The organism is Stenotrophomonas sp. AGC87, from assembly GCF_057333975.1.
In genome coordinates this window covers 23,489-24,693 of the sequence record NZ_JBHFHW010000036.1, presented here as the reverse complement: position 1 = coordinate 24,693, position 1,205 = coordinate 23,489, and the positions used below count along the sequence as shown (strand labels likewise).

Below are 1,205 nucleotides of genomic sequence, written 5' to 3'. Positions count from 1 at the left end.
CGGAGAAGCTGAAGCAGGCGCGCTACAGCTATTCCGAGCAGGACGTGAAGCAGTACTTCACCGAGCCGAAGGTGTTGGACGGCCTGTTCAGCGTGATCCGCAGCCTCTACGGGCTGGAGGTGCAGCCGGACAGCGCGCCGGTGTGGCACCCGGACGTGCGCTTCTTCCGGGTGGTCGATGGGCAGGGCGTGCTGGTGGGTCAGTTCTATCTCGACCTGTACGCGCGCGAAGGCAAGCGCGGTGGCGCGTGGATGGACGATTGCCGCAACCGCCGCGAGACCGCCGCCGGTGTGCAGACGCCGCTGGTGTACCTGGTCTGCAACTTCGGCAAGGGGGCCGCGGGGCAACCGGCGACCTTCAGCCACAGCGATGTGACCACGCTGTTCCATGAAATGGGGCATGGGCTGCATCAGTTGCTGACCCGCATCGGCGAGCTCGGCGTGGCCGGCATCAATGGCGTGGAGTGGGACGCGGTGGAACTGCCGAGCCAGTTCATGGAGAACTTCTGCTGGGAATGGGAGCGCGTGCAGGCGATGACCGCACACGTAACTACCGGCGAGCCGCTGCCGCGTGCGTTGTTTGACCGCATGCTGGCCGCACGCAATTTCCAGAGCGGCATGTTCACCGTGCGCCAGCTGGAGTTCGCCCTGTTCGACATGCAGTTGCACAGCGATTTCGACCCGACCCAGGACAGCGTGCAGGCCCTGCTGGAGCGCGTGCGCGATGAGGTGGCGGTCAACCGGCCGCCGGCCTGGAATCGCTTCCCCAATCAGTTCAGCCACATTTTTGCCGGTGGCTATGCGGCGGGCTACTACAGCTACAAGTGGGCCGAAGTGCTCAGCGCCGATGCCTATGCCGCGTTCGAGGAAGCGCCGGACAAGGTGACCGAGACCGGTCAGCGGTTCCGCGATGAAGTGCTCTCGCGGGGCGGCAGCCGGAGTGCGGCAGAAAACTTCGCTGCGTTCCGTGGGCGCGCACCGACGGTGGACGCACTGCTGCGGCACAACGGGATGGTGTGACCCTGGTTACGGTAGTGCCGGCCGCTGGCCGGCTCTGCATCCTGCCGCCAGAGGCGGGGTGTCATGCAACGTGAGGAGCCGGCCAGCGGCCGGCACTACCCGGCAGCCTGATCGGACGGCACGTGGCTCATTCGGCGTAGATCATCTTGCGGGTCATGCCGCCGTCGACGATGTGGTCCTGGGCGG

General features: G+C 66.1%; 1 protein-coding gene. It reads left to right on the top strand.

From position 1 onward, the window contains the following. Positions 1 to 1,019, top strand: a 1,019-nt coding sequence (locus tag ACE026_RS14575; protein WP_486039540.1) for a M3 family metallopeptidase, incomplete at its 5' end; no start/stop codon positions are given. Between the last annotated feature and the right edge of the window lie 186 nt (positions 1,020 to 1,205).